The 3667-nt window shown below is 70.0% G+C and carries 3 protein-coding genes and 1 pseudogene; 3 read left to right on the top strand and 1 reads right to left on the bottom strand.

Annotated elements, in window-relative coordinates:
- On the top strand, positions 1-321 hold a 321-nt coding region (locus tag NBX02_RS04835; protein ID WP_250290155.1), incomplete at its 5' end, for a methylmalonyl-CoA mutase family protein.
- A 260-nt stretch (positions 322-581) separates the two neighbouring features.
- On the opposite strand, the gene NBX02_RS04840 is transcribed toward NBX02_RS04835, so the two are convergent.
- Positions 582-1748 carry a Fic/DOC family N-terminal domain-containing protein gene (locus NBX02_RS04840; RefSeq protein ID WP_250284553.1) on the bottom strand — a complete coding sequence of 389 codons (1167 nt, stop codon included), beginning with the start codon at positions 1746-1748 and terminating at the stop codon, positions 582-584.
- A gap of 292 nt (positions 1749-2040) precedes the next feature.
- Between NBX02_RS04840 and NBX02_RS04845 the strand changes: the two genes are divergently transcribed.
- Both NBX02_RS04845 and NBX02_RS04850 read left to right on the top strand, forming a co-directional pair.
- Positions 2041-2436, top strand: coding sequence for a hypothetical protein (locus tag NBX02_RS04845; protein WP_250284552.1), 396 nt, complete (start codon positions 2041-2043; stop codon positions 2434-2436).
- Between the two features lie 56 nt (positions 2437-2492).
- A pseudogene (locus NBX02_RS04850) lies at positions 2493-3584 on the top strand (diflavin oxidoreductase); the annotation flags it as partial.
- Positions 3585-3667 lie beyond the last annotated feature (83 nt).

Below are 3667 nucleotides of genomic sequence, written 5' to 3' on the forward strand. Positions count from 1 at the left end.
GTCATGCAGGGCATCGAGGACGGTTCACGCACCGTGGTCGGCGTCAACCGCTTCCGTGCCGAGCAGGAGGAGCAGTACGACCCGCTGCGGGTCGACCCGGCGATCGAGGCCGACCAGTCGGCCCGGCTGGCCACCCTGCGCGCCGACCGCGACAACGCCGAGGTGACCCGCCATCTGGACGCGGTGAAGGCCGCCGCGCAGGGCACCGACAACGTCCTCTACCCACTGAAGGAGGCGCTGCGCGCCCGGGCCACGGTCGGCGAGGTCTGCCACGCCCTGCGCTCGGTCTGGGGGATCTACCACCCTGCCGACGCCTTCTGACCTCGCCGGGCGTGGGCGGAACCCCGGCGGCGTTTCTCGTCACCTTGCGTACCCTCCGGGTACGCGGCGGCTCCTCGACCTTGCCGGGCTTGCGCCCACATCCCGGCGACCAGGCGTGGGCGAAACCCCGGCGGCCTTGTGACAGCGGCCTTGTGATACCTACCGGGCTGTTAGGTATCACAAGGCTGCGTCGGTGATAGGTAAGTATCACAACGCCAGCCGGCGTCGGCGGCCCTGCCGGGGCGACCGGCCCAGGGGTGCTACCGGGCGGACGTGTCCGGTTCTCCCTCGATCGTCCGTAGGATGCCGTCCGCGATGAACAGGCGGTTGCGGGCTCGCCCGGGCACCTCGGTGAGGATTCCGCTCTCGACCAGCTTCGCGACGTTCAGACTGGCGGAACGGTGCGTCACGTCGAGAATGCGCCGTGCCCGGCTGACGGTCAGCGCCGGTATGTCGAACAGCGCGTCCACCAGCGCCGCCAGCAGCCCGGACGAGCGCGCGGTGCTGACCCGGGCGCGGTAGTCGTTCCGCAGGTTGTGCAGCGCGGTGGAACGCCGCACCGCGTCCCGGGCCTGTTCGGCGACCCCGCGGAGGAAGAACTCCACCCATCCTGCCCACTCCCCGTGCGTGGAGACCCGCAGCAGATGGGCGTAGTACTCGTCGCGCCGCGGTTCGATCCAGGCCGAGATGTCCAGCATGGGCGTGTCGAGCAGTCCCCATTCAGCCAGCAGCAGGACGACCAGGAGTCGGCCGACCCGCCCGTTGCCGTCGAGGAACGGGTGGATGGCCTCGAACTGGTAGTGCGCGCATGCGATCGTGACCAGTGGTGGCAGGTCGTGGTCGGTGTGCAGGTGCTTCTCGAACAGGTCCAGGCACTCCCACAGCCGTTCCGGGGGAGGCGGGACGTAGGTGGCGGTGTCGAGGGTGCAGCCGGGCGCCCCGATCCAGTTCTGGCTCCGCCGGACGTCACCCGGGGTCGCGTAGTCTCCGCGGACGCCACTGAGCAGGATGGCGTGCGCCTCCCGCAGCAACGGGACGCTCAGCGGAAGCCGACGGTCGGGGTCGAGTGTGTGCTCGACCGCGGCCATGTAGTTGAACACCTCCCGGACGTCCGCGCCGTCGCTCCGGGCCGGCTGCTCCGCCTCGAAGAGCACCAGGTCGGAGACGGATGCCTGGGTGCCTTCGATCCGGCTGGACAGCACGGCCTCCCGGCGGACCAGCGCCCGGGCCAGCAGCCGCGGGTTGGGCAGCGTCCGGCCGGCGCCGGCGAGTTCCCCCAGCGCGCGGTCGGCGTCCGAGAGCAGCCTGATCAGGGATCGGTCGAGGTCGAGAGCAGGGGGCAGCGGCGGCGGGACGAAGGCGAGGTAACCGCGTTCGGCCCGGACGATGTGGCGCTGCTGGCCGGTGGCGAAGGCCTCGCGTCGCACTGATACTTACCTACCATCCGGAAGTCCTTGTGATACCTACAGGCCTGTTTGGTATCACAAGGCTACGCCAGTGGTCAGTAAGTATCACGGCGCGAGAGCCATTGTGATTCCCAAGGGGCCGTTTGGTATCACAAGGATCCGCCAGCGGTCGGTAAGTACCACAACGCCGAGCCGAGCTCGGCCCGGGCCGAGCGGCGGTTGGTGTTCGTCCGGGCGGGCATCAGGGGCGGCGTCGCGTGGACGTCGGAGACGCTCCCGCGCGGACGGTGTTCGGGGTGGAAGGCTGGACGGTATGCGTATACATCCAGCGCGGAAGGCCCGCCCGCCGGAGGTTCCGCTGGAGCCGGGGGAGTTCACCGAGGTCGTGCTCCGGGGCCGGCTCACCGACCCCGCCGGCCCGGGCGCGTTCACCGCGCGGGCCGAACGGTTCATCGGGCACCGCCTCGGGGCGTCCCGCTGGATTCTGCTCACCACCCGCCGGCTGCTGGTCGTCGCGCCTTTTCCCCGGCCCGGCGGCTACTTCGACGTCGCCTTCGACCGGCGGGTGGTGTCGGCGTCGCAGGGGCGCAAGCACGGTGATCTGATCGTCATCCCCCTGGCCACCCCCGCCGGCCCCCAGATGCTGCGCGTCCCGGCATCCATCCGCCCCGAAGCCACCCGCTTCATCCGTGCCCTGCGCTTGCGTTAGCGCCGATTCTCGCGCAGTTGTTGGACACCCCCATCGATCATGTGTACTCGAAGCGGGCGGCACCGCTGGTCGGCAACCGGCTGCTGAGCCTGGCCGGCTCGGCCAAGGAGGTGCGGCGTTTCACGTTCGACCTGACCGACAGCCGGCTGGACTACACCGCCGGCGACACCCTGGGGGTCTGGCCGACGAACTGCCCCGATCTGGTCGACGAGTGGCTCGCCGCCACCGGCCTGGACCCCCACACCGTCGTCGACGTGGGCGAGCCGATGCCGCTGGTCGAGGCGCTGCGTCACCGGCTGGACATCACCACCGTCCGACCGGACCTGCTGCGTTTCGTCGCCGAACGCACCCGCGACGCCCGGCTGCGCACCCTGCTGCGCCCCGACAACAAGCTCGAACTGACGAAGTGGATGTGGGGCCGCCAGGCCGGCGACGTCCTCGCCGAACACCCGGTGCGGGCCGGCGTCACCGACTGGCTGGCGGTGCTCGGACGGTTGCAGCCCAGGATGTACTCGATCTCCTCCTCGCCGCTGGTGGAGCCGGCGGCGGTGAGCCTGACCGTCTCCGTCATCCGTTTCGTGGGCAGCCGCGGCCGCCCCCGCAAGGGCGTGTGCTCCACCTACCTCGCCGACGCGGCCCCCGGCCACCCGGTGCCGGTGTTCCTGCGACGCTCGCCGCACTTCCGCCCGCCCGCCGACGACGGCGTACCGGCTGTCATGATCGGCCCGGGTACCGGCGTCGCGCCGTTCCTGGGCTTCCTGCAGGAGCGCCAGGCTCGCGGCGCGCGCGGGCCGAACTGGCTGTTCTTCGGTGAACAACGCCGTGCGACCGACTTCTACTACGCCGACGAACTCGAAGCTCTCTCCACCGCTGGTACCCTCACCCGCCTTGACCTTGCATTCTCCCGCGACCAACGCGCCAGGATCTATGTCCAGGACCGCATGCGGGAACATGGCGCGCACCTGTGGGCGTGGCTGCGCGACGGCGCCTGCGTCTACGTGTGCGGCGACGCCGCCCGCATGGCCAAAGACGTCGATCAGGCACTCCGCGACATCGCCACCACCCATGGCAACCTCGACCCCGAGGAAGCCGCCGCCTACATCAGACAACTCGCCACCGACAACCGCTACGTCCGCGACGTCTACTGATTCCACTGGATGTTTGGTGCTGGAGTTGTTGCGCTCAGCATCGGTGTAAAGCTGCTGGAAGAAACTCCCCACATGAGACACGG

Origin of the sequence: Protofrankia sp. CiP1_Cm_nod1 (genome assembly GCF_920888515.1) — a bacterium.
GTDB lineage: Bacteria > Actinomycetota > Actinomycetes > Frankiales > Frankiaceae > Protofrankia.